Source organism: Methylobacterium segetis, assembly GCF_004348265.1.
Taxonomy (GTDB): domain Bacteria; phylum Pseudomonadota; class Alphaproteobacteria; order Rhizobiales; family Beijerinckiaceae; genus Methylobacterium; species Methylobacterium segetis.
Window position 1 is genome coordinate 16,938 of the sequence record NZ_SMNT01000027.1, and the last position, 23,227, is coordinate 40,164.

General features: G+C 72.5%; 25 protein-coding genes. 7 read left to right on the forward strand and 18 right to left on the reverse strand.

What is annotated here, in order from left to right; genetic code table 11:
* Positions 1-7: 7 nt before the first annotated feature.
* Complete coding sequence (locus E1J50_RS09320; RefSeq protein WP_132252772.1) at positions 8-1,726, reverse strand: ArnT family glycosyltransferase; 1,719 nt, start codon at positions 1,724-1,726, stop codon at positions 8-10.
* 189 nt (positions 1,727-1,915) lie between these two features.
* Between E1J50_RS09320 and E1J50_RS09325 the strand changes: the two genes are divergently transcribed.
* On the forward strand, positions 1,916-2,611 hold the full coding sequence (locus E1J50_RS09325; protein ID WP_132252774.1) for a DJ-1/PfpI family protein: 696 nt from the start codon (positions 1,916-1,918) through the stop codon (positions 2,609-2,611).
* A 73-nt stretch (positions 2,612-2,684) separates the two neighbouring features.
* On the forward strand, positions 2,685-4,346 hold the full coding sequence (locus E1J50_RS09330; protein WP_132252777.1) for an acyl-CoA synthetase: 1,662 nt from the start codon (positions 2,685-2,687) through the stop codon (positions 4,344-4,346).
* 89 nt (positions 4,347-4,435) lie between these two features.
* Here the strand turns inward: E1J50_RS09330 and E1J50_RS09335 are convergent, their stop codons facing one another.
* The 5 genes from E1J50_RS09335 to E1J50_RS09355 all read right to left on the reverse strand — a co-directional run bounded on the left by E1J50_RS09335 (position 4,436) and on the right by E1J50_RS09355 (position 7,409).
* Positions 4,436-4,759 carry a hypothetical protein gene (locus E1J50_RS09335; protein WP_132252780.1) on the reverse strand — a complete coding sequence of 108 codons (324 nt, stop codon included), beginning with the start codon at positions 4,757-4,759 and terminating at the stop codon, positions 4,436-4,438.
* A gap of 10 nt (positions 4,760-4,769) precedes the next feature.
* A complete protein-coding gene (locus E1J50_RS09340) occupies positions 4,770-6,041 on the reverse strand; it encodes a hypothetical protein (RefSeq protein WP_132252782.1) in 1,272 nt (423 codons plus the stop codon).
* Between the two features lie 184 nt (positions 6,042-6,225).
* Entirely contained in the window at positions 6,226-6,519 is a 294-nt protein-coding gene (locus E1J50_RS09345) for a hypothetical protein (protein ID WP_132252784.1), read from the reverse strand.
* Between the two features lie 258 nt (positions 6,520-6,777).
* Positions 6,778-7,077 (reverse strand): hypothetical protein, encoded by a 300-nt coding sequence (locus E1J50_RS09350; protein ID WP_132252786.1) that lies wholly within the window; start codon positions 7,075-7,077, stop codon positions 6,778-6,780.
* A gap of 38 nt (positions 7,078-7,115) precedes the next feature.
* On the reverse strand, positions 7,116-7,409 hold the full coding sequence (locus E1J50_RS09355; protein WP_132252788.1) for a hypothetical protein: 294 nt from the start codon (positions 7,407-7,409) through the stop codon (positions 7,116-7,118).
* 309 nt (positions 7,410-7,718) lie between these two features.
* Between E1J50_RS09355 and E1J50_RS09360 the strand changes: the two genes are divergently transcribed.
* Positions 7,719-8,798, forward strand: coding sequence for a helix-turn-helix transcriptional regulator (locus E1J50_RS09360; RefSeq protein WP_132252791.1), 1,080 nt, complete (start codon positions 7,719-7,721; stop codon positions 8,796-8,798).
* 15 nt (positions 8,799-8,813) lie between these two features.
* On the opposite strand, the gene E1J50_RS09365 is transcribed toward E1J50_RS09360, so the two are convergent.
* Positions 8,814-9,176, reverse strand: a complete 363-nt coding sequence (locus E1J50_RS09365; protein ID WP_132252794.1) for a response regulator — start codon at positions 9,174-9,176, stop codon at positions 8,814-8,816.
* A gap of 41 nt (positions 9,177-9,217) precedes the next feature.
* Positions 9,218-10,492, reverse strand: coding sequence for an ATP-binding protein (locus E1J50_RS09370; RefSeq protein ID WP_132252796.1), 1,275 nt, complete (start codon positions 10,490-10,492; stop codon positions 9,218-9,220).
* A gap of 373 nt (positions 10,493-10,865) precedes the next feature.
* Here E1J50_RS09370 and E1J50_RS09375 point away from each other — a divergent pair, with 373 nt between their 5' ends.
* Together E1J50_RS09375 and E1J50_RS09380 are read left to right on the forward strand one after the other, a co-directional pair.
* The gene (locus E1J50_RS09375; protein WP_132252799.1) at positions 10,866-11,177 is read left to right on the forward strand and encodes a hypothetical protein; all 312 of its coding nucleotides are present in this window, start codon (positions 10,866-10,868) and stop codon (positions 11,175-11,177) included.
* A gap of 312 nt (positions 11,178-11,489) precedes the next feature.
* Positions 11,490-12,281 (forward strand): glycosyltransferase family 2 protein, encoded by a 792-nt coding sequence (locus tag E1J50_RS09380; RefSeq protein WP_132252802.1) that lies wholly within the window; start codon positions 11,490-11,492, stop codon positions 12,279-12,281.
* A gap of 4 nt (positions 12,282-12,285) precedes the next feature.
* Here E1J50_RS09380 and E1J50_RS09385 read toward each other — a convergent pair whose 3' ends face one another.
* Both E1J50_RS09385 and E1J50_RS09390 read right to left on the reverse strand, forming a co-directional pair.
* A complete protein-coding gene (locus tag E1J50_RS09385) occupies positions 12,286-12,861 on the reverse strand; it encodes an HTH domain-containing protein (RefSeq protein ID WP_132252805.1) in 576 nt (191 codons plus the stop codon).
* A gap of 166 nt (positions 12,862-13,027) precedes the next feature.
* Positions 13,028-14,110 carry a replication protein RepA gene (locus E1J50_RS09390; RefSeq protein ID WP_132252808.1) on the reverse strand — a complete coding sequence of 361 codons (1,083 nt, stop codon included), beginning with the start codon at positions 14,108-14,110 and terminating at the stop codon, positions 13,028-13,030.
* Between the two features lie 817 nt (positions 14,111-14,927).
* Between E1J50_RS09390 and mazG the strand changes: the two genes are divergently transcribed.
* Positions 14,928-15,770, forward strand: a complete 843-nt coding sequence (gene mazG / locus E1J50_RS09395) for a nucleoside triphosphate pyrophosphohydrolase (RefSeq protein WP_132252811.1) — start codon at positions 14,928-14,930, stop codon at positions 15,768-15,770.
* A gap of 84 nt (positions 15,771-15,854) precedes the next feature.
* On the opposite strand, the gene E1J50_RS09400 is transcribed toward mazG, so the two are convergent.
* The 5 genes from E1J50_RS09400 to pabB all read right to left on the reverse strand — a co-directional run bounded on the left by E1J50_RS09400 (position 15,855) and on the right by pabB (position 19,472).
* Entirely contained in the window at positions 15,855-16,034 is a 180-nt protein-coding gene (locus tag E1J50_RS09400) for a hypothetical protein (RefSeq protein WP_207919177.1), read from the reverse strand.
* Positions 16,035-16,161: 127 nt separating this feature from the next.
* Positions 16,162-16,557 carry a DoxX family protein gene (locus E1J50_RS09405; RefSeq protein WP_132252855.1) on the reverse strand — a complete coding sequence of 132 codons (396 nt, stop codon included), beginning with the start codon at positions 16,555-16,557 and terminating at the stop codon, positions 16,162-16,164.
* A 65-nt stretch (positions 16,558-16,622) separates the two neighbouring features.
* A complete protein-coding gene (locus tag E1J50_RS09410) occupies positions 16,623-17,465 on the reverse strand; it encodes an aminotransferase class IV (protein ID WP_132252817.1) in 843 nt (280 codons plus the stop codon).
* Positions 17,452-18,093 (reverse strand): anthranilate synthase component II, encoded by a 642-nt coding sequence (locus tag E1J50_RS09415; protein WP_132252821.1) that lies wholly within the window; start codon positions 18,091-18,093, stop codon positions 17,452-17,454. Before E1J50_RS09415 ends, E1J50_RS09410 begins: the two co-directional genes overlap by 14 nt.
* A complete protein-coding gene (gene pabB, locus E1J50_RS09420; RefSeq protein ID WP_132252823.1) occupies positions 18,090-19,472 on the reverse strand; it encodes an aminodeoxychorismate synthase component I in 1,383 nt (460 codons plus the stop codon). The genes E1J50_RS09415 and pabB overlap by 4 nt, the downstream gene beginning before the upstream one ends.
* Before the next feature lie 370 nt (positions 19,473-19,842).
* Here pabB and rimO point away from each other — a divergent pair, with 370 nt between their 5' ends.
* Entirely contained in the window at positions 19,843-21,192 is a 1,350-nt protein-coding gene (gene rimO / locus E1J50_RS09425; protein ID WP_132252857.1) for a 30S ribosomal protein S12 methylthiotransferase RimO, read from the forward strand.
* An 82-nt stretch (positions 21,193-21,274) separates the two neighbouring features.
* Here the strand turns inward: rimO and E1J50_RS09430 are convergent, their stop codons facing one another.
* The 3 genes from E1J50_RS09430 to E1J50_RS09440 form a co-directional block, all read right to left on the reverse strand.
* Entirely contained in the window at positions 21,275-21,481 is a 207-nt protein-coding gene (locus E1J50_RS09430; RefSeq protein WP_132252826.1) for a hypothetical protein, read from the reverse strand.
* A 101-nt stretch (positions 21,482-21,582) separates the two neighbouring features.
* Positions 21,583-22,233 (reverse strand): bifunctional nicotinamidase/pyrazinamidase, encoded by a 651-nt coding sequence (gene pncA, locus E1J50_RS09435; RefSeq protein ID WP_132252829.1) that lies wholly within the window; start codon positions 22,231-22,233, stop codon positions 21,583-21,585.
* Between the two features lie 117 nt (positions 22,234-22,350).
* Complete coding sequence (locus tag E1J50_RS09440) at positions 22,351-23,208, reverse strand: LysR substrate-binding domain-containing protein (RefSeq protein WP_132252831.1); 858 nt, start codon at positions 23,206-23,208, stop codon at positions 22,351-22,353.
* Positions 23,209-23,227 lie beyond the last annotated feature (19 nt).

Here is a 23,227-nt window from a genome sequence, read left to right on the forward strand (position 1 = left end):
CGCTCCATCACGGCACCACCGCGTAGGCCGTCAGGTCGAGCCGTTTGCCGCCGTTGATGTTGAAGCCCGAGACCTGCCCCACGGGTACGGGGAGCGGCGCGGCCACGGGCGCGGCAGCGGCGAGATCGGCCGCGAAGCGCGCCTCGACGAGGACGAGGCGGCAGCCGCCGCCGGCCAGGAAAGCGAGGGCGTCGGATCCGGAATCGAGCATGATCAGGTCTGTGCCCATCAGGAAGACGAGGCTCGGCTCGCGGTAGCCGAGGCTCGCGACCTGCGGCCTCTCGCAGGGCAGCGCGTCGCGGATCGCCGCGAGGCGGCCCGAGACCTTCAGCGCCGGCAGCGCGCGCTGGGCGAGGCCGAGCACGGACGGCGTGAGGAGGCAGGCCGAGAGGATCGCGATCACGCAGGCGCGCTCGGCCGCCCCGCGCGCGAAGGCCGCGACCGCGAGCGCCGCCAGCGCGCAAGACCCAAGGAGGAGCGGGAGCGCGGCGAGCGGCAGGGTCCGGTCGAGCCTCCACCCGGCGGCGAGGAGTCCGAGGGTGAGGCCGACCGGGATCAGGAGCAGGAGAAACGCGACCGTCGCGCGCGCGCCGCGCCGGGCGGGGTCGAGGGCGCCGGACTGGAGCGCGAGCGCCGTCAGGATCGCGACCGCCGGCATCAGGGGCAGCACGTAGTGCGGCAGCTTCGTCGGCACCGCCTCGAAGACGAGCCAGGAGGGAACGATCCAGGCCAGCAGGAGCGCGACCGCGTCGCTGCCTCGCGCGCGCCACGCGAAGGGCACGCTCAGCGCCGCGAAGGCCGCACCGGGCCAGAAGGTCGCGAAGAAGGCGATCGCGTAGGCGCCCGGCGGCCCCCAATGCTTCTCCTTGGCGGTGCCGACCTTGCCCAGCATGTCCTTGCCCACCGCCTCCCCGAAGAAGGCGCCGCCGCTCTTCCAGGCGATGGCGAGGAACCAGGGCACCACGAGGACCAGGGTGAGGGCGAGGCCGGGTCCGGGGCGGAGGGCGAGAAGCCAGCGCCCGGAGCGCGCCCGGACCGAGAGGACGAGGGCGGCAAGGCCGACGAACATCGGCACCATCGGCCCCTTGACGAGGATGCCGAGCGCCAGCCCGAGCCAGAAGGCGAGGAAGACGGCGGGGCCGTGGGGGCCCTGCCCCCGCCGCAGCCAGGCGCGGGCGAGCGCCCCGAAGGCCGCGGTCGCGGTGGCCGTGAGCACCGCGTCGGTCTTGGCGAGGTGCGCCTCGGCCGCGAGCATCAGGCAGGCGCCGAAGAGCGCGGCGGCGAGGAGGGCGCCCCGGCGCGGGAGGAAGGCGAGCGCCGCCCAATAGGCGAGCAGCACGGAGGCCGCGGCACCGAGGAGCGAGGGCAGGCGGTAGAGGCCGATCGCGGTGCGGGCCTCCGGCACGCCGAGCGCCTCGCCCGCGGCGACGGAGGCCGCCTGCAGCCAGTAGATGCCGACCGGCTTCTTGTGGCGCGCCTCCGCCTGGAAGCGGATGTCGACGAGGTCGCCCGTCTCCAGCATCTGCTTCGTGGCCTGGGCGAAGCGGGGCTCGTCCCGGTCCATCGGCTGCAGGGAGGTCAGCCCCGGCAGGAAGCAGACGAGGCAGAGGGCGAGGAGCAGGGCGCAGGCCCGGGCGTGGCTGCGCGCCCCGAAGGCGAGGATCCGGTCGGGCAGCGGCGCGGAGAGCGCGCTTCGGGCGACGCGGCCGGCGGAGAGGCTCGTCATGCGCGTCTCGTGGTGGGCGTCCCGTCACGGGCTCGCGGCGGGCTCAACGGCATCGGCCGGCCGGGCAGACCGCCCGCGCCCGGACCGGCGGCCGTGTCGGTGATCCGGCCCGGAATGTCAAATGACCCGGCTTGCCGTCCGGGCGAGCCCGTTCGAGAGTGCCGGCCGGCCCCCGTACGGCAGGTTCCCATGACCCTTCGCATCGGCCTCCTCGTCTTCCCCGGCGTGCAGCAACTCGACCTCACCGCCCCCTACGAGGTGTTCGCCGCCCTGCCCGGGGCGGAGATGCATCTCGTCGCGGCCGATCTCGCGCCCGTGCGCAGCACGACCGGGCTCGTGCTCGCCCCGACGACCCGGCTCGCCGATTGCCCCGACCTCGACGTGGTCTGCGTGCCGGGCGGCAGCGGCGTCAACACCCTGATGCGGGACGCAACCCTCCACGCCTTCCTGCGCCGTCAGGCGGAGACCGCGCGCCACCTCACCTCCGTCTGCACGGGCGCGCTGGTGCTCGGCGCGGCGGGGCTCCTGCGGGGCCGGCGGGCGACGACGCATTGGGCGGCGCACGACCTCCTGCCGGCCTTCGGGGCGACCCCCGTGCGCAAGCGCGTGGTGCGCGACGGCGCGCTCCTGACAGGCGGCGGCGTCACCGCGGGGATCGACTTCGCCCTGGCGCTCGCGGCGGAGATCGCGGGCGAGACGGCGGCGCACGGAATCCAGCTCGCCCTCGAATACGCCCCTGCCCCGCCCTTCGCCGCGGGCCATCCGGACGAGGCCCCGGCCGCCGCGCTCGCGGCGGCCCGCGCCCGCCTCGGCCCGAGCCGGCGGGAACGGGAGCGGATCGTGGCCGAGATCACGGGCGCGGAGGTGCCGCGGGCCGAATGGTGAAGGGCGCGCCCGAACGCACGCACGATTGATCGGGCGCGGTCGCGCGGTATCGTGCCGGCAGGAGAGAAACGCCATGACCGCCGACACGACGAACGCCGACAAGCCGGGCGCCGACACGATCTACGACCGCGACCTCGACCGGAACCCGGCCAATTTCCAGCCGCTGACGCCGCTGAGCTACCTCGACCGGGCCGCGCGCGTCTTCCCCGACCACGTGGCGGTGATCCACGGGCCGCTCCGGCGCAGCTACGCCGATCTCTACGCCCGCAGCCGCCGCCTCGCCTCGGCGCTCAAGGCGCGGGGCATCGGGCGCGGCGACACCGTGGCGGTGCTGCTCTCGAACACGCCCGAGATGATCGAGTGCCATTACGGGGTGCCGATGACGGGGGCAGTGCTCAACACGCTCAACACCCGGCTCGATGCGGGGGCGCTGGCCTTCTGCCTCGACCACGGGGAGGCCAAGATCTTCATCACCGATCGCGAATTCTCGAAGGTTGCGGGGCCGGCGCTGGAGAAGGCGGGGGTCGAACCCTTCGTGATCGACGTGGACGACCCCGAATACGGGGGCGAGGGCACGGCTCTCGGCGAGATCGGCTACGAGGCATTCCTCGCCGAGGGCGATCCCGAGCACGACTGGACCATGCCGGGGGACGAGTGGGACGCGATCTCGCTCAACTACACCTCGGGCACCACGGGCGATCCGAAGGGCGTGGTCTACCACCACCGCGGCGCGGCGCTCCTCTCCCTCGGCAACGTCATCACGGGAGGCATGTACGGGCATCCCGTCTATCTCTGGACGCTGCCGATGTTCCACTGCAACGGCTGGTGCTTTCCCTGGACGCTCTCGGTGGTGGCCGGCACGCATGTCTGCCTGCGTCAGGTTCGCGCCGGGGCGATGTACCGGGCGCTCGCCGAGCACGACGTCACGCATCTGTGCGGCGCGCCGATCGTGATGCAGCTCCTCCTCAACGCGCCGGATTCCGAGAAGCGCCCCCTGCCCCGCCGGGTCTCCTTCATGACGGCGGCCGCACCCCCGCCGCAGGCCGTGCTTGCCGCGATGGGTGAGGCGGGCTTCGACGTGACCCACCTCTACGGGCTGACCGAGACCTACGGCCCGGCGGTCGTGAACGCGTGGCACGAGGCGTGGGACGACCTGCCCCCGGACGAGCGCGCCGCCCGGATGGCGCGCCAGGGCGTGCGCTACCCCGTCCTCGAAGGTTTCGACGTGCGCGACCCCGACACGATGGACTCGGTCCCCGCCGACGGGGAGACGATGGGCGAGGCGATGTTCCGCGGCAACGTGGTGATGCGCGGCTACCTCAAGAACCCGAAGGCGACGCAGGCCGCCTTCGCGGGCGGCTGGTTCCGCTCCGGCGACCTCGGGGTGAAGCACCCGGACGGCTACATCCAGCTCAAGGACCGCTCGAAGGACATCATCATCTCGGGCGGCGAGAACATCTCCTCGATCGAGGTGGAGGATGCGCTCTTCAAGCACCCGGCGGTGGCCGCCGCCGCGGTCGTCGCCAAGCCCGACGAGAAGTGGGGCGAGACGCCGGTCGCCTTCGTGGAGCTGAAAGAGGGCCGGACGGTCGAGCCCGACGCCCTGATCGCGTGGTGCCGCGAGCGGCTCGCCCCCTACAAGCTGCCCCGCCAGATCGTGTTCGGCGAATTGCCGAAGACCTCGACCGGGAAGGTGCAGAAATACGTCCTGCGCGAGCGGGCGAAGGAGGGCTGAGGCGGCCCCCCCGCCCCGCCCTCGCCCGCACGGTCGAGAGGGTCGCGCGGTGCCGGCGCGGAAGCGACCGGCCGGGCCCGCGCAGCCGCTCAGCGCTCGAACACGACGTTCAGCTCGCGCTGGCGCTCGGTGACGACGTTGAAGGGGTACCTGTAGCGGGTGTCGAGCCCGGGCAGCACGCCGGGGCAGACGATGTAGGAGAGCTTCACCTGCGTGTAGCAGACGCCCTGCTGACGGGCCGCGAAGGCGAGGCGCGGGTTCACGCAGGACCCGTCGCTGAGCCGGCCCTCCGGGCAGGCGGCCGGGCGGAGCGGCGGGGCCGCGACGGCGCGCGGCTGCGCGGCGGCCTCGGGCACCCCCTGCGGGCCGGCGAGGAGGGCGAGGGCGAGGAGGGAAAGGGATGTGTGACGCATCGTCGACTCCTCAGAACCGGATGGTGGCGCCGCCGCCGATCGACCAGCCCGTGTAGGACAGGCGCGGCTGGCCCGTGCCAGGCACGATCCCGAAGCCCGGGAAGGGCTCCTTGTCCGGGTTCACGGCCTCGCGCACGAAGATGCGCTCGCCACGCAGGCTCAGGGAGACCGTCTCGGTGAGCGTGTATTGCAGGGTGCCGCCCGCCCCGTAGCGCTCGCGGGCCGGCAGGAACTGGAACGTGGTCGGGTCATAGGAATTCACGTCGCGGTAGAGATAGCTCAGGGTGGGCCCGAGCGCGAAGCTGCCCCGGCGGTACAGGGTGTCGAGGCCGACGCGGTAGAGGTTGCTGTTCGAGTTGCGCGGCTCGGCCACGAGACCCGGCAGCACGGCGTTCGGCACGAAGTTGCGCTGCGTGTTGTTGAAGGAGGCGCTCAGCGTCGTCAGCCACGCCTCCGCCCAGGCATAGCCCACCTGTCCCGAGATGCCGACGCGCTCGCCCGAGCGGATCAGCGGCGCCCGATCGACGAAGGTGGTGCCGTCCTGCGAGTAGACCACGGCGAGGTTGCCGCTCCAGGGACCCTCCTCGTAGGCGAGCGAGGCGGTGACCGAGGCGGTGTCGCCGGATTTCGTCTCGACGAAGGCGTCGATCCCCGTGAACGGGTCCGGCGGACCCTCGCGGAAGAAGGGCCCGCGGGTCGTGTAGCCGAGGGTCAGGTTGAACAGCATCGTCTGGCCGAGGGGCACGTTGACGCCGACGCTCGGGCCGAAATTCAGCCCCTCCCCGAAGGTCGGCACGTCCACGAGGTCCGAATCGAGCCGGGCGAGGAAGCGCGTGCCCGCGAGGTAGCTCTCGCCGGTGGGCAGGTTCATGTTGATCGAGGCGAAGGGCTGAACCCCGTCGATGCCGAGATAGGTGGCGGTGGCCGAGAGCTGCGTGTCGAGGGCGGTGCGCACGGAGCCGCTGAGGCCCGGCGTGCCCTGCCGCGAATCGACGTAGCCGCCGCGGGCAGTGAGATCGATCTTCAGGTCGGGGCTCGGCTGGCCCGAGATGGCGAGGCCGAAGGGCAGGTAGAATTGCGTGCCGGAGCCGCGCACGCCGAGCGGGGCGACGCCGGTTGGCTGGCCCTTGGTGCCGCTGAAGCTGAAATACCGGAACTCGGTGTTGAACGTCGTGGTCCAGGCCGGCTCGAAGGCGGGCGGCGCGGCCGGCGCCAGGGCGAGGTCGGCCGCCCAGGCCGGCCCCGTCGCGAGCAATCCGCAGATGATCGAAAGTTTTCGCACCGAATCTCTCCAAGTCTATCCGGTACAGATTGCTGAAGATTCGGCGAAAATTTCAATATTTGCGCTTTGATAAGGTGCATCTGTTGCCGAAAAGCAACCGACTGCGTGCGAATAAAGCAGTATAGCCCGGCCGCAAGGCCGGGCTGAAACGCTTCGATCTGAACGTTCGATGGAAGAGCGAGCGTTACCGGAAGTTCGGCGGCCGGCTCACCTGCACGGCCGCGCCCTTGCTGAGCTGATCCTTCGCGTTCCCGGCACCCGCGGCAACGATGCCGCCATGGCCATAATTGACCTTGTTCGACACTGTCGGCTGGGGAACGACGACCTTGCTCGGAGTACCGACGACCGGCCGGGCGGCAACGCCGCCGGGCCGCGTGTAGCAGAGCGCCCCCGTGCAGGCCTGGGCCGATGAGGCGGCGAGGAAGCCGGAGGTGAGGAGCGCCGCGCCGAGCAGCGGGAACGTGGGACGGCGTGTCATCGTCGGAACCCTTCGGCGGAGGAGGAGCACCCACCCAGCCCGTCCGCCCCGGCGGCCTGGATGCGATCGGTGAGGCGAAGATGTCCCGCTCTCACCCGCTCAACGAACACTCATTTTTTCCAGGACGCTTCCCCAGAAGTGAGGAGGACGTCCGATCTTTCTGGTCTTCCCGCGCCCGCAAAGCGGACGAAGAGCAGATTTTGCCGAACCATCGGCACCGTCGAGCCGGGATGGATCGATCAACCGGTGTCCGGCGCCTCAGCGAATGCCGCCGGGTGCGACCCGCGCGGGCGGCGGGCCGCCCGCGTTGACCTTCTGGCCGTTCGACATCTGATAGACGCCGCCGCCGATATAGGTGGGGCTGACGGATGGGGGTCTCAGTTGCTGCTGGACGGGCGGCGCTGCACCCGCGCCGGGCGGCCGGGGCATGGCGGGCTTGACGAGCGGCGCCGGAGCGGCCGCAGGGCGTGCACCGCCGATACCGCCCGCGAGCGCAGGCCCTCCCAGGAGAGAGGCCGCGAGGACGGCCCCAGCGATGGATCCTGCCCCGTTGCGCATGGTGTGCTCCTCCCTCGAAGATCGTGGATCCCGTCGCCTCAGCGCCGGTTCTTGTCGGTCCAGGCCGGGCCGCCGACGATCGGCGTCGGCTTGCCGACATTGGCGAACGGGTTGGACGCCGCCGGACCGCCGGGCTTCGGCTGGACCTTCGGCTCGACCGCAGGGCGCGGCTGGATCGCGGGCTGACGCGAGGGCGGCACGCTCCCGATAGAGGCATTGGAGGACGGGCGCTGCCCGAAGCCCTGAGCCGCGACCGGGCCGGGCGCCATCGCGGCCAGCGCAAGCGCCGCGGCGCCGAAGGCCGTCCTCCTCGCGATGGTCAGGGTCCGCATCCGCGCGCTCCTTCTCGTCTCCGGCCCAGCCTTATGCGGCCTTGAAGCGTGCCGCCTCCTCACTTCTGAGGAGGTGGCACGCGAAACCTCTATCGCGTGCGGCTTGCGCCAGGATTGCACAGTCGTTCCGTCGAGCGCCTCGGATCGAGGTCAATCTTGACATCGATCTTCCGGATGCTTGATGTCGTATTTCAAGTCTGAGAGGAATCTCAGAAGAACAAATCGGCGGGCATATGGACGATACGTGTATTATTATTCAATAAACCAATTGGCGGTTGTATATCCGTCTTGCTCTACCAAGATGCCTCGATGCCCGACCCGTTAAGTCCCGAGCGGATCGCGGCGCTCTACGAGGCCGCCGGCGAGCCGGACGCGCTCCGGCGCATGGCCGCGATCGTCCAGTCGGTGATGGACACGGAGACGGCCGGGATCTGGCTCGTGGAGGAGGGCCGGGTCTGCGACCTCACGGTGACCGACGATATCGCCGCCTCCACCGCGCCCTACCTCGCCTATTATCACCGGATCGACCCCTGGAGCGCCGCGCGGCGCCAGCCCGGCCGGGTCTTCCTCGGCCCCGAGCAGGTCGACGAGGACATGCTCCTGCGCAGCGAGTTCTACAACGATTTCGCCCGCCATTACGGTATGCGCCGGCCGATGGGCCTCGCCATGCCGCTCGAGCCGGGGATCATCGGCACGGTCTCCGTCAACCGCGCGGCGGGCAGCCGCCTCCTCGACGTGGCGGACAAGGACCGGCTCGCGGATCTGGGCCTCCATCTCGGGGCGGCCCTGCGTCTGCACCGCCGCTTCCGCGCAGTCGGCGCACGCGGAGGGGAGGCCGCGGACGCCCTCGATGCCCTCGCCTTCGGAATCGTCGTCTGCGGGCCGAACGGGCGGGTGCGCCGGCTCAACCGTGCGGCCGAGGATCTCGCGCGGGCGGGCGCCGGCCTCGCGCTCGGGCCGCGCGGCGCTCTCGCGGCGGCCTCGCCCGGCGAGAGCGCGGACCTGCGTGCCCTGGTGCAGGGCGCGGCCGCCGGGCGGCCCGGGGCGATGCGGCTGCGGGGGAAGGACGGAATCCGGCTCTCGGTGCTGGCCACGCCGCTGGGGGCGGGGCGCGCCGCTCCCAGCGCGCTCCTCACCCTGCGCCGGGACGACGCGCCGGCCGCCCCCGCCCCGGCCCTGCTGCAGCGGCTCTTCGGCCTGACCCCGGCCCAGGCCGCCCTCTGCGGGCAGCTCGCGGCAGGCCTCACCTTCGAGGAGGCCGCCGCCGCCCGCGGCGTCGCGGTGAGCACGGCCCGCACCCACTTCCTCGGCATCCTCGCCCGCACCGGCACGCAGAACCTGCGCGACCTCCTGCGCCTGCTCGGCACCCTGCCGCCCCTGGCGGGCTGAGGGCAGGTCCGCCGCTCAGCCGATGCCGAGGCGGCGCACGGCCGCGACGATGGCGGAGGGGCGGTAGGGCTTCATGACGAGGAGGCTGTCGCGCACCTGCCGGGGCTCCTCGGCGCTGTAGCCCGTCACGTAGATCACCGGCAGGCCCGGCTGCAGGGCGCGGGCCTGTTCGGCCACGCCCCAGCCGTCGAGGTCTCCGGGCAGGCGGATATCCGTGAACAGGAGGTCGATCGGCGTGCGCGCGGCGAGGATCGCCGCCGCCGCCTCGCCCGTCAGCGCCTGCACGACCTCGTAGCCCGCTTCCTCGAGCTCGGCCGCGACCACCTCGATCAGCATGGCCTCGTCCTCGACGACGAGGATCCGCGGCCGGTCCGTCATGCCCGCCCTCGTCATGCCCGCCCTCGTCATGCCCGCCCTCGTCATGCCCCTGCCAGGGAGAGGCCCGGCAGCGCCGGCGGCTCTGCCGTCGCCGCTGCGGGTGCGGGCGCCGTCCGGGGCGCGGGGGCGGGGAAGAGGAGCCGCACGATCGTGCCGCCCTGCGGCCCGATCACGATCGCGGCGGTGCCGCCCGATTGCTGGGCGAAGCCGAAGACCTGGCTGAGCCCGAGCCCGGTGCCCTGGCCGAGGGGCTTCGTCGTGAAGAAGGGCTCGAAGGCGCGGGCGGCGACCTCGGGCGGCATGCCGGCGCCGGTGTCGCGCACCTCGACGACGAGGCCGGCCTCCGCCGGACCACCCGCGAGGCCCAACCCCTCCTCCGGCCGCAGGGCCCGCGTCGCCAGGGTGAGCACGCCGCCCTTCGGCATGGCATCGCGGGCATTGACGGCGAGGTTGAGGATCGCGTTCTCGAACTGGTTCGGATCGAGTTCGACCCGCGGCAGATCCGGCGCGAGATCCGTCTCAAGGCGGATCTGCGGGCCGATCGTGCCGCGCAGCAGCTCCGCGAAGGCGCCGATCAGCCCGTTCACGTCGCTGCTCACGGGCGAGAGCGGCTGCTTGCGGGCGAAGGCGAGGAGCTTGTGGGTCACCGCCGCCGCCCGCTCGGCCCCCGTCATCGCGTCGCGTACGGGGCCGAGCAGCGGGCTGGCCGGGTCCAGGCGCCGCTCCACCCGCTCGAGATTGGCGAGCACCACGTTGAGCAGGTTGTTGAAATCGTGCGCGACGCCCCCCGTGAGCTGGCCGATCGCCTCCATCTTCTGCGACTGGCGCAGCAGCGCCTCGGTGCGCCGCTGCTCGGCGGTGGCGAGTTCCAGCGCGGCGAGCGCCCGGTCGCGCTCCGCGATGCGCGCCTTGAGCTCCTCGTTGGCGCGGCGAAGCTGCGTCGGCGAGGGCAGCGCCAGCGCCTGCGGCAGGAGCTTCCAGAGGGCGATGGCGGTTGCAACCGAGGCGAGTGCGGTCACGGCCTTGACCAGGGCCTCGGCCCCGTAATCGGGCACCCACAGGGTCCAGATCGCGAAGAGGTGCGTCGCCCCGCAGGCGGTGATGAAGACCGCAAACGACCAGAACATCCAGCCGAACACGATGTCGGGGCGGCGGGAGACGAAGGTGGCGAGCGCGCCGGGAATCGAGAAATAGGCGAGCGCGATGAGCGTGTCCGAGACGACATGCGTCCAGATCAGTTCCGGCCGCCAGAGCAGACAGATGCCGTGGGGCGAGAGACTATCGACGTCCCAGAGGCTGCGCACGAACTCGAACATGAGGCCCCCCATGTGCAAAGAAAGCGCTGATGAAGAACGGCCTTCGCGAGCCGCAGCATTCATTGGGACTGATCCGCGGGCAATTGGCAATCCTTTCTTCGCACCACCCGACCCTCTTCGTTGACGCGCGCGGACGGAATCTGACGTCTGCCCAAAGGCTGCGGGCGCCCTGCACGCGAATACGCTGGCAGGGCAAGGCAAGCGGCGAGGCTCCCCGCGCGAACCTTCGGAGATGGTGCGCCGTCGATCCGGCTCGGGGCCGGCTTCGGCCCGGATGCGACCGCAGGTGGTGACACTGGCCGCGTCCACGTGGCAGAAGCTTGGCCTTTCCGAAGGCCCCGCGGCCCGGCCAGCGAGAGAGACGACACGCCCGATGAGCGCCCGAACGGACACGCTGCTCGCCCTCCTCGCCCGCGTGGTCGATCATGTCCGCGCGGCGAATGCCCGAACCGAGCGGGCGGAGGCCGCCGCGCGGGAGAGCGAGGCGCGGCTCGCCGTGACGGAGGCGAGCCTGCGCCGGCTGCGGGAGGAACTCGGGTCGCAGGCCCGCGCCTGCGCCGCCGCCGAGGCCCGGGCCGTCGAGGCGGAGCTGCGCATCTGCCAGGCTGCCGAGGCCCTCGGCTTCGGGGCCGCGGGCGGAGCCGGCGCGCCGCCGGCCGCCGAGGCGCCCGCGCGGCTGCACTGACCCACGGCGCATCGGGAGCTAAGCCTTTATTCCCCTGGCGCTCGGCCGGGGCGCGGGTGTTTCCTGCCTGCCGGGACCCGCGCGGGAGTCGCCGGCCGGCGCGGTTTTCGGGACCGGCGGTGCGGGCGGGGCCGATCGGCACGCCCGCACCGCCGGCCTTCCCGCCTTCCCTGCCGCGAGGCGCCCCGGCGCCGGGCGCGGGCCGCGCCCCTAGGCCCGCCGCCCCCGAGCCTCTATAAGCCTCTGCCGACAACGCCCCGCCCCGGGCGCTCCTCCGGGCGGCGCGGGCTCACGGAGGCCGCCGAACCCCTCATGGACGCGCCCACGCAGCCGGACCGCCCGCTACCGGTCGCCGTCTCCTGCACGATCATCGCCCGCGACGAGGCTGACCGGATCGCGCGCTGCATCGAGAGCGTGAAGGGCATCGCGCGCGAGATCGTCGTGATCGATTCGGGCAGCACGGACGGGACGGTGGCGCTCGCCGAGCGGCACGGCGCCCGCTGCCATTTCAATCCCTGGACCGGCTACGGCCAGCAGAAGCGCTTCGCCGAGGAGATGGCGCGCCACGACTGGGTGCTCAACCTCGATGCCGACGAGTGGCTGCCCGAGCCCGTGCGCGCCGAGCTGATCGACCTCCTGTCGCGGCCGATCCCGCCCGGGATCCACGGCTTCGCCTTCACCATCAGCCATGTCTATCCCGGGCATGAGCGCCCGCGCCCGCTCGCCGACTACCACACCTATGTCCGGCTCTACGACAAGACCCGCTGCCGCTTCCCCGAGAGCAGCGTCTTCGACGAGATCAAGCTCGCGCCGGAGCACAGGGGGCGCGTCCGGGCGCCGGTCTACCACCAGTCGATCCGCTCGCTCGGCCATTTGATCGAGAAGAACACGGCCTATTTCCGCCTGCAGGCGCGGGAGGTCCGCAAGGCGCGCCTGCCGACGCTGCTCAGGATCTGCGTCGAGCCGCTCACCACGTTCCTGAAATACTACCTCGTGCGGCGGCACATCACCGGCGGCGTCTACGGCTTCCTCGTCGCCTCGACCATCGCGGGCCTGCGCACCTACCGCCTCGCCCTGTTCCTGAAGGGCCGCCGGGAGCCTTGATCCCTCAGTCCTCGGCGAGCGCGTAGACGGCCTCGCCGAGGCGCCGGACCGGGCCGCCGGGGCCGGAGCGCTTCCACAGGCGCGTGTTGAGGGCCGCGACCGGGTCCTGCCCCGGCAGGACGAAGCCCTGGCGCCCGATCCGCTCCAGGATCTCGCCCGCGTGGAGCGGCCGGTCCGCCTCGGCAAGCGCCGCCAGAGCCGCCGCGATCAGGGCGCGCCCGTAGCGGCGGGCGGCGACCGGATCCTCCTCGAAGGCCACCGGCAGGGGGGCGGGAGGCCCCGCATCCGAGGGTGCAGGCGCCATCGGCCCGTCGTGAGGGCAACCGAATCCGGGCTCCGCATCGGCGGGGATATCGGGCTCGGGGGGCCGAGCGGGGGCGGCCCGCGGCCTCGCCTCGCCCTGTTCGAGGGCGGGCTCGTCGACCGGATCAACCGGCTCCGAACCGACCCCTCCGGGGCCGCGCAGGCGGCGCCCGAGTTCGAGGTAGAGCGCGTGGTCCGCGATCAGCCGGTCGAGGGCCTCGCGCCGGCGCCGCAAGGCCGCGAGCCGATCCTCGATCTCCGCCTCCGAAGGGAACATCCGGCTTTCCATTCCGTCCATGCGTAGGGAATAACCGGCGCCGGATCATCCGGCAAGCGTTCCGTTCCTTATATTCCGTCCACCTGAGATGGCAGCGCGACGTGCGGCAACACCCGGAATACGGGTCGGTACCCTTCAGTAATAAAACGTATATTCTGTACGTTCCCTAAGCGCGCTTCGCCTGCGGCTTCGGAGCGCGCGGCGGCACGAGGAGGGCGCTCGGATCGGCCGGCTGGAGGGTCATGCCGTTGTCGTCGAGGGCGATCGGCAGCCGCGGGAACACCTCGCAGAGATGGGCGAGGTCGGCCTTGAAGGCCTGGCGGAAACTGCGGATGCTGGCGTTCTCCGCCCCGAACTGGCCGTGCAGGTTGTCCCAGGTCAGGCGCAGGGGCCGATGCAGGGCGCGCAGGCGGTAGCCGACCCAGAACAGCAGGTCGAGCTTGCGGGCCGAGCCGGAGAAGGCGCGGGCCGCCCGGATGTCGACCGGCAGGGCGTGCTGGATCAGGTTGTCGTAGAAATCCTGGTGGAACTCGACCGTCTTCGACCAGGCGAGGCCGTCGGGGCTCGCGCCGCGCCAGAGGTCGAGGCTGCGGAAGGGCGGCACGTTGAGGGTGCGGGCCCGCGCCTCCCCGTCCCAGAGGCCGATCTGCATGGTGCAGGCGGCCAGACGGTTGAGCTGCTCCTTGAACTGGCGGATCGTGCCGCGCTCGCCCCCCGTCACGGCGAACCCCATCTCGCGCATGAAGGCGGAGAGCGATTGCGCGACCTCGATCGTGGGGCTGCGCTGCCGCACGGCCTCGGTGCAGAGGTGCAGGAGCACGAGGCGGGCCTTGGGGCCGTAGGGGAGCCCCTGCGGCTCCATCTCGCCCGTCAGGGGGCTCTTGAGGCGCCCGGCCACGAGGCTCAGCGAGTTGCGGCCGTAGGTGCGGACGAAGTCCCGCACCGGCCCGGGATCGCGGTAGGGCAGGCCGCAGAGCGCCAGCACCGAGTGGATGTGCTGCAGGTTCTCCGGGGCCGTCGGCTCGTTCTCGATGACCTCGCGGATCGCGTCGCGGCGGCGCGCGTCGCGGCCGAGGCGGGCGCGCCGGTTCTCGGCGGCGTCGCGCAGCGCGTGGGCCGCGTCCCGCTCGCGCTGGCGATGCAGGATGTGCTCGACGATCTGGCCGAACAGGAAGCCGCCGCGCGCCGCCTCGACCTCCGCCAGGAGATCGGCGTCGCGGATGCCGGCCAGTCTGTCCTCGATGCCCATCGTCATCCCGAAGATACCGAGCCGCGCCGCCTCCAGGCCCGCGGGTCGGGAGGCGGCGCGGCAGCTCAACCGTGAGGGGTTGGCGTCCACGCCGGAACCCGGCCCGCCTGATCCGGGCAGAGATGGCACGATTCGCGGGTCAGGAGTCCGAGCGCCCCCGGACGCGACGGCGGATCGCCGGGCTTATCCCGGATATTCACGCTTCTCCACGGGAGCCGGATCGCCGGCGGAGATCCGGGGCCGTCCGGGAAGCCCGCGCAGAGTTCGATACGGGCGCCCGTCCGGGGGCCGGGCCGCGCAGAGTTCGATACGCCGGGCGGCTCCGGACTTGTCCCCATTCTCCACCGCTCCGACCCGGAATTCACGCCGAATCGCATACGCGATCACGCCGAATCCGATGCGCACCTCCGCGAACCACCCGCAGAATCCCATACGCGCCCGCGCAGACTCGTATGCGCATCCGCGCAGAGTCCCATACGGGAAAGTGGTCTATCCTCTTGAAGGTATGAGAGTTTCTGCTCTCTCATATAACTTGCTGAACTGACTCTCTGAGAATCCTTCCTGATAGGTTTCCTAAGGCGTCGGGGCAGCGTTCGTTTCAGCGAACGGTCGATCGACGTTACCTTTTCCAATGGGAATGAAGGGAATATACCGGAGTTTTCCCCATGCGCCCTCCCCTTGAAGCCGGTCGGCTGCGATCGATCCCTCGCGGATGTCAGGTGCGTCGGCGCAGCCGGTCCCTTAAGGAGCGTCGGCATCCCGGATGCGACCGGCCCTCCCCGCCCCCAGGATTGACCCGCCCTCCAGGACATTGCCGATGCCGCTGCTTGACGAGACACCGACCACCCGGCTCCTGCGTCTGATGGCCGAGCTGAGGGATCCCGAGCGGGGTTGCGCCTGGGACGTGGCGCAGAGCTTCGCCAGCATCGTCCCCTACACGCTGGAGGAGGCCTACGAGGTGGCCGACGCGATCGCGCGCGGGGATCTCGACGACCTGCGCGAGGAACTCGGCGACCTGCTGCTCCAGGTCGTCTTCCATGCGCGGATGGCCGAGGAGGCGGGCGCCTTCGGCTTCGACGACGTGGCGCGCACGATCGCCGAGAAGCTGGTACGGCGGCACCCGCACGTGTTCGACGCGCAAGGCCGGCTCCTGCCCGAGGCCGAGCGCCTGCGCGACCCGGCCGAGATCGAGCGGCTCTGGAGCGCGATCAAGGCCGAGGAGCGCGCCGCCCGCGGGGAGGGGGCGCGGCCGGCGGGGCCGCTCTCCGGCATCGCCCACGCGCTCCCCGCGCTCGCCCGGGCCGAGAAGATCTCGCGGCGGGCGGCCGGGTTCGGCTTCGACTGGCCGGACGCGGCCTCCGTGGTCGCCAAGGTCCGCGAGGAGACGGAGGAGGTGGCGGAGGCGCTCGCCGCCGGCGAGGCGGAGGCGGTGGCCGAGGAGATCGGCGACCTGCTCTTCGCCGTGGCGAACCTCGCCCGCCACGCGGGCGTCGATCCGGAGGAGGCCCTGCGCCGGGGCAACGTCAAGTTCGAGCGCCGCTTCACCGCCATGGCGGCCCGGCTCGAAGCGGCGGGCCGCGGGCTCGCGGACAGCGACCTCGCGGCGATGGAGGCGGCCTGGGCCCTCGTGAAGCGGGAGGAGGGGGGCAAGGGCGCCTGAGGCCGGAAACGAGCTGGGCGTCTCCCCTCCCCGTCAGGCCGTCGGACCCCCTCCCCCAAGGCGGGAAGGAGAGCGCATCGCGCTCTACCCGCCCCCCTTCTTCGACTTGCCAACCGCTTTGCCCGCCGCCTTGCCCGTCCTGCGCGGGGCCGGCCGCAGGCGCTGCAGCGCGGCCTCGATGGCGCGCTCGACATCCGCCTGCTCGGGAGGGGCGTCCGCAGCGGGCTCGAAGGTGGTCCGGTCCGGCGCGCGGCTCTTCGGCATGCGCGGTACCGTACCAGAAGCCGCGCGGCGGCGCGACGAGGGCCCCATCCCGCGGTTAAGAGGCCCTCTTGCGGATCGGGACACGTCTCACGGGATCCTGCGATCTCTCACTCCCGGGATCCCGGAATCACCGGATCCCGGCATCCCGTTCCGCCCTCCCCGCGACGGGCCTACGGCCGAACGGCCAGTCGAGCACGCAGCCCGCGTAGAGCGCTGCCCAGACCAGCACCGGCTGAAAGGCGAGACGGGGCCCGTGGTACCACCAGCTCCGGGGCAGGCCCGCGACGGGCACGTTCTCGATCGCGTGCTTGATGTTGGCCGGCACCACGCAGATCGCGTAGAGGGCGAGCCCGATCCCCGCCGCACGGCGCAGGCGCGGGCTCATCAGGGCGAGGGCGCCGGCGATCTCGCACAGCCCCGTGAGCAGGATGACGAGGCGGGGGGCGGGCACCCAGCCCGGCATGATCGGCATCAGCCGGTCGGGGGCGGCGAGATGCACCGCCCCGACGAGCCCGTAGAGCAGGACGAGGGCGAGGCGGAGCCCGACGCGGACGGGCTGCGGGTCCGGCTGCGGAGCCCCCTGCCCCGTCACGGGCTCGTCCCGCACGCGTCGGCGATCCGCCGCCGCACGGCGTCGCGAAGGCCGGCGAAGGCGGTGCACGCGGCGCTGGCGAAGGCCCGCTCGCCGATCGCCGCGACGGGCGCCACGAGCCGGAGCGAGTTCGTGAGGAACACGGAATCGGCGCCCATGAGCTCCGGCAGGGTCAGCGAGCGCTCCTCCGGCACGAGGCCGAGGCCGGGGGCGAGCTGCTGGAGCTCGCTCCGGACGATCCCGGCCAGCACCCCGTCGGCGAGCGGCGGCGTCACCAGCCGGTCTCCGAACAGGGCGAAGAGGTTGCCGGTGCCGGCGCAAGCGACGCGCCCGCGCGTGTTGCAGAACAGGGCCTCGTCGAAACCGTGGGCGGCCGCCTCCCCGGCCGCCAGCACCGCGTCGAGATAGCCGAGGGTCTTGAGCCTCGAGGCCGGCGAGGTCTCGTTGCGGGCGATTTCCGTCGGGCGGAGCCTCAAGGGCGCGAAGAACAGGCCCGGTCCCAGCGCGGCCGCGCTGGCGAACAGGGTCGGGCGGGGCTCGGCCGGCGGCTTCAGGCCCCGCGGGCCGGAGCCCCGCGTCGCCGTGGTGCGGATCGCGAGGGCGCCCTCCCCCGCGGCGGCGGCAAGGGCCGTCATCGCCTGCCCGATCCGCTCCGGGTCGAGGCCGAAGCCGAGGGCCGCGGCGGAGGCCGCGAGCCGTGACCGGTGGGCCTCGGCGAAGACGACGCGCCCGTTCAGGGCGAGCGCGGTGTCGAACACCCCGTCGCCGAGCGTCAGCCCGCGGTCGGCGAGGTCGAAGGGCGTGGGCCCCTCGGTGAGCCGCCCGTCAAGCCACAGCATCGCCGGGTGCCCGCACCGCCGGATGGTCGCCGCCGGCCTTCTTCCCCGCCCGCCAGTCGCGGGCGAGGCCGAGGAAGTTGTCGAACAGGGCGTGGCCGTTCTCGGTCAGCACCGATTCCGGGTGGAACTGGATGCCCCAGGTCGGATGGGTCCGGTGCGAGAGCGCCATCACCTCGCCCTCGGCCGAGACCGCATCGACGCTGAGATGACGCTCCATGCCGGGCTGAGGCGTCACGATCAGGGAGTGGTAGCGGCCCACCTGCATCGGCGCGGGCAGGCCCGTGAACAGCGCCCGGCCCGCGTGCGAGACGGGGGTCGCCTGCCCGTGGAGGGGGCGCAGGGCCCGCTCGACCCTGCCGCCGAAGGCCGCGCCGATCGCCTGATGGCCGAGGCAGACCCCGAGGATCGGCACCTCGCCCGAGAGTTCGCGGATCGCCGGCAGCGAGATCCCGGCCTCGGCCGGCGTGCAGGGGCCGGGCGAGACCACGACGGCCTCCGGCTCCAGCGCCCGGATGCCCGCCACGTCGAGGGCGTCGTTGCGCGCGACCCGGACCGTGGCGCCGAGCTCTTCGAGGTAGCGGACCACGTTGAAGACGAAGGAATCGTAATTGTCGATGACGAGGATCATGAGGTCGGCTCGAAGGCCTCGAACACGCGGGCGGCCTTGGTCAGGGTCTCCTCGTATTCGGGGCCGGGCTCGGACAGGAGGGTGACGCCACCGCCCGCCTGCAGCACGGCGGTCTGCGCGTCCATGAACACGGTGCGAATCGCGATCGAGGTGTCGAGCGAGCCGTCGAAGCCGACCCGGCCGATCGCCCCGCAATAGATCTCGCGGGCATCCCCCTCGATCTCGGTGATGATGTCCATGGCCCTGAGCTTCGGCGCGCCGGTGATGGAGCCGCCGGGGAAGGTCGCGGCAACGAGGTCGAGGGCGTCCAGCCCCTCCCGCAGGGTGCCCGTCACCACCGACACGAGATGGTGGACCGAGGCGTAGGATTCCAGGCCGCAGAGCGTCGGCACCCGGACGCTGTGGGGCTCGCAGATCCGCGAGAGATCGTTCCTCAGGAGGTCGACGATCATGATGTTCTCTGCCCGCTCCTTGGGGTTGGCCTGGAGCGCCTCGCCGAGCCGGCGATCCATCTCCGGGTCGGCCACGCGCCGGACGGTGCCCTTGATCGGGCGGGTCTCGACGTGGCGTCCCTCGAGCTTCAGGAAGCGCTCCGGCGAGCTCGACGCCACCGTCAGCCCCTCGAAGGCGAGGTAGGCGCCGAAGGTCGCCGGGTTCGTCTCGCGCAGGCGCAGATAGAGGGCGAAGGGGTCGAAGCCCGGCGGCAGCCCGGCCGAGAAGCGCTGGGCGATGTTCGCTTGGTAGATGTCGCCCGCACGGATGTAGTCGCGCACGGTTTCGACAGCGCACTCATACTCTTGCCGGGAAAAGTTCGAGTGCCACGCGAGGCGCGTCCGGGGCCCCGCCGGCCGCTCCGGCGGCGCGCTCGCGAGCGCTGCCGCGAAGGCGTCGAGGCGCGCGCGGGCCCGCGCCTCGCGCCGGGCGGGATCCCTCTCCGGAAAGCCCGTGGCGACGAGGCGGCAGGTGCTGGATTCGTGGTCGATCGTCAGCACCGTGTCGTAGAGGTTGAGCGCGATGTCGTCGGTGAGCCCGGCCCGGCGGGCCGGCCGCTCGACCCGCTCCAGCGCCTGGCCGAGATCGTAGGCGAAATAGCCGATGGCGCCGCCGGGGAAGGGGCTCCCTCCCGCCTGGGCGGAGGGGCGGTAGGGGGCGAGACAGGCCCGCAGGGCCGCGATCGGGCCGCCCGGGACCGCCCGCCCGTCGAGGCGCGCGACGCCGTCCCGGTAGCGGAAGCGCGCGAAGGGCGAGGCCGCCACGGTCGAGCTCCGCCCCAGCGTGTCGTGGTGCATCGCGCTGTCGAGGAAGGCGAGGTCGCCCAGCGGCGCGAGGCGCTCGGCCGCCGCGACGGGATCGATGAACGGGATCTCGACGGTCCACATGGGTCGAATTCGGTTCGTCCGCCTGTTCCGGGGCTCTCGCGCCGCCTCGCGACACGCCTCGCACAGGCGGTGCCGCGGGGGAAGCGGGGTGCGATGACGCCCCGCGCGGGGAGGATGCGTCGCCAGCGCATCCCTCCTCGCCCCCTCCCCTTCAGGTGGTGCTTGCGGAAGCGCCGGCAAAGCCCTGATACGAAACGGCAAAGCTTGACCTAAGCCCCGCGCCGCAGGCGGGGGCGCCCCGCCCGGGGCAGGCTCGCCCTCACGCCCGGATGCCTGTATAGGGGCTGTCCGAATCCCGTGCCCTGGCATCCGTCGCGGCCGGTCCGGCCTGAGCGCCGGGCCCGCGCGGACGCCTCTTTGCCGTATGCCGATGACCGCTTCCTCGTCACCCAAGACCGGCGCCCCGAAGGCCAGCGCGCCTCGGATCTCCTTCGTCTCCCTCGGCTGTCCGAAGGCGCTGGTCGATTCCGAGCGCATCCTCACGCATCTGCGGGCGGAGGGCTACGAGCTGTCGCGCCGCCACGACGGGGCCGACGTCGTCATCGTCAACACCTGCGGCTTCCTCGACTCGGCCAAGGCCGAATCCCTCGACGCGATCGGCCAGGCCATGGCCGAGAACGGGCGCGTCATCGTCACGGGCTGCATGGGCGCGCAGCCCGAGGAGATCCGCGACCGGTATCCGAACCTCCTGGCCGTCACCGGCCCCCAGGCCTACGAATCCGTGGTGGCGGCGGTCCACGAGGCGGTGCCTCCCGCCCACGACCCCTTCCTCGACCTGATCCCGCCGCAGGGGGTGAAGCTGACCCCGCGGCACTACGCGTATCTGAAGATTTCGGAGGGCTGCAACAACCGCTGCACCTTCTGCATCATCCCCTCGCTCCGGGGCGACCTCGTCAGCCGCCCGGCGGGCGACGTGCTCCGCGAGGCCGAGAAGCTCGTGAAGGCCGGCGTCAAGGAACTCCTCGTCGTCTCGCAGGACACGAGCGCCTACGGCGTCGACATCCGCTACGCGACGAGCCCCTGGCGGGACCGGGAGGTGCGCGCGCGCTTCGCCGATCTCGCGGCCGAACTCGGCACGCTCGGGGCCTGGGTGCGGCTGCACTACGTCTATCCCTACCCGCACGTGGACGAGGTCATCCCCCTGATGGCCGAGGGGCGTGTGCTGCCCTACCTCGACATGCCGCTCCAGCACGCGAGCCCGAGCGTGCTCAAGCGCATGCGCCGCCCCGGCAACCAGGAACTCCAACTGGAGCGCATCCGCCGCTGGCGGGAGATGTGCCCGGACCTCGCCATCCGCTCGACCTTCATCGTGGGCTTCCCCGGGGAGACGGAGGCCGAGTTCGAGGAACTGCTCGCCTGGATCCGGGAGGCCAAGCTCGAGCGGGTCGGCTGCTTCACCTACGAGCCGGTGAAGGGGGCGGTCGCCAACGACGTGGCGGCGCCCGTGCCCCCGGAGGTGCAGGCCGAGCGCAAGCGCCGCTTCATGGAGGCGCAGCAGGGGGTGTCGCTGCGCCTGCAGAAGGCGAAGGTCGGCAAGCGGCTTCCCGTGATCATCGACGAGGCGGGCCCGAGCGTCGCCCGCGGCCGCACCAAGTACGACGCGCCGGAGATCGACGGCAGCGTCCACGTCGCCTTCCGCCGCCCGGTGCGGGCGGGCGACATCGTCACCGTGAAGATCGAGGCGGCGGACGCCTACGACCTGCACGGGAGCGTGGTCTAGGGCGGCCCGCGCCCTCGGGATGGGCCGCCCTCCCGAACGCGGGCGTAGTGACCGGCCGCGCCGTCAGGCCGGCGCGGCGGCCTCACGCATTCTTGCGCGGGCGGTGGTTCGGGTCGACGCCGCCCTCCGGCGTCGTCTCGTTCTCGACGTCGCCCTCGAAGGTCGAATCCGCCTCCAGGTCCTCCGGGTCGCCGCCGGACATCGTCATGCCCTTCGAGGTGCCGATGCCCGGATTGCCCTTGAGGTCGGCATCGGTCGGATGGTCCGTCTTCGGATGCTTCGTCGTCATGGGAATTCCTTGCGTGGGCCTGCCGGACCAACGCCGGCCGCGGGCGACCGGTCCCCGGAAGGATGCGGCGCATCGCCTCCCTGGATCCTGCGATCCCGGGATCAGGGCGGACCGGGATCGCAGGATCCGGTGAGGGCGCGGCTCGCGATGCGGGAGACGCCCGCCGCCGCCATGGTGGCCAGGGCGCGGTCGACCGAGCCGTCACGGTCGAGGCCCGCGACCGCGTCCTCGACGAGAACCACCGCGAACCCGTCGGCCCGGGCGTCGAGGGCGCTCCAGAGCACGCAGAAATCGGTGGCGAGGCCGCACAGGAACAGGCGCTCGATTCCCCGCTCCCGCAGGTAGCCGGCGAGCCCCGTGCGGGTGGTGCGGTCGGCCTCGAGGAAGGCGGAGTAGCTGTCGACCTCCGGGGCGTGGCCCTTGCGGATGAGGAGGCCGGCGCGGCGGGCGTCGAGGTCGGGGGCGAGGTCGGCGCCCGGCGTACCCTGCACGCAATGGTCCGGCCACAGCACCTGGGGCCCGTAGGGCATCTCGACCGTGTCGTAGGGGGCCTTGCCCGGGTGGCGGGTCGCGAAGGAGGCGTGGTCGCGCGTGTGCCAGTCCTGCGTGACGACGACGTGGGGGAAGATCGCGATCATCCGGTTGATCGGTGCGATCACGTTTCGACCCCCCGGGACGTTGAGCGCGCCACCGGGCAGGAAGTCGTTCTGGACGTCGATGACGAGGAGCGCGTCGCTCTGCGCGAGGAGCACGGAAAGCCTCCCTGACCGGTGGTTCGGGCCCGGGATCACGGGATACACGGATCCGGTGATCCCATCCTCCCCGGATCCGGTGATCCTGTCCTCCCCGGATCTGGGGATCCCGCGATCTCAGGCCGCCTCCCGCTCCCGCGGCGCCCCGGCCGCGCGGAAGGCCGCCGCGAGGATGTCGCGGGTCCGGCCGTCCTGGCGGGTCAGCAGCACGACCCGGGTCCCGGCCAGGGGCGGCAGCCCCGCCTCCCGCGCGACGCAGCCCGCGGGCAGGTGGCGCACGCCGAACGGCGCGAGGCCGAGCCCCGCCCGCACCGCCGCCTGCAGGGCGGTCACCGAGCCGCCGGAAAAGGCGTGGCGCCAGGGCAGGCCCGCCGCCTCGAGGGCCTGGATGGCCGCCGCCTTGACGCCGCAGGGGCCGCTGAGGCTGACGAGCGGCACCGGCTCGCCCGGGCTCCAGTCGAGGCCGGGCGCCGCGGCCCAGACCAGCGCGTCCGTGAAGAGCGGCGTGCCCTCGCGCCGCTCCCCCTCCTCGCGGATGACGGCCACCTCCGCCTCGCCCCGGTCGTAGGCCTCGCGCATCGCCGACGAGAGGCCGACCGTCACGTCGGGCACGAGTCGGGGCAGGGCCGCCCGCAGCGAGGCGAGCGCCGCCGCGAGATGGCCGCCCACCGCGTGGTCGCTCACCGCGAGCCGCAGGCTCGCCCGCCCCGCCCCGTCCGCGAGCTCCGCCCAGGCGCGGTCATGCGCGGCGAGGATGGCGCGGGCATGGGGCAGGAGGCGCGCGCCCTCCGGCGTCAGGCCCACCGCCCGCGGAGTGCGGGCGAGGAGGCGCCGCCCGACCCCCGCCTCCAGCCGCGCGATGCGCAGCGAGATCGCCGATTGCGTCGCGCCGAGGCAGGTGCCGGCGGCGGTGAAGCTCTTCAGGTCGGCCGCCACGAGGAAGGCGCGGAGCTGGTCGAGGTCGAGGGTGCGCATGCCAAACATTTCAAACACA